Here is a 439-nt window from a genome sequence, read left to right as displayed (position 1 = left end):
TAGAAGATACTTTTAATGATTTTCTGTTTAAAACGCTTTTTGATTTGGACAAATCCGAAACCATAAGACGAAGTTCTATCTCTGAAAGGTTATCCAAAATCGACTCTGATTACTTCTGTCAAATATACCAATGTGTTTTTACCAGCAATTTCACGATGCCTACCCTAACAAGGAAAGACACCTTTTAATCTATGTAGATAGTTCTATGGTTAGTGAGGCTTCTTCCAGATTATTAAAAGGTATTGACCATAAAAATGGGAAGAAATCTGTTAAATACAGTATGGCTTTTGATGGTTTGTTGCCTTGCCATTCAGAGGTGTTCACCAGGGCGGAGTATTCCAGTGAAGATATGGCTCTGCCCGAGGCTATAATGAATCATGTAAAGCAAGAAACACATCATCAGAATATCTATGTCATTGATAGAGGACTTCAATCTACA

General features: G+C 36.2%; 1 pseudogene. It reads left to right on the top strand.

Going from position 1 to position 439, the window contains the following annotated elements:
- Window positions 1-130: 130 nt before the first annotated feature.
- Window positions 131-439 (top strand): annotated as a pseudogene (locus A8C32_RS05155) (IS4 family transposase); the annotation flags it as partial.

Origin of the sequence: Flavivirga aquatica (assembly GCF_001747085.1) — a bacterium.
Classification (GTDB): domain Bacteria; phylum Bacteroidota; class Bacteroidia; order Flavobacteriales; family Flavobacteriaceae; genus Algibacter_C; species Algibacter_C aquatica.
Note: the sequence above shows the minus strand (reverse complement) of the source record. Positions and strands in the feature narration are given on the sequence as shown.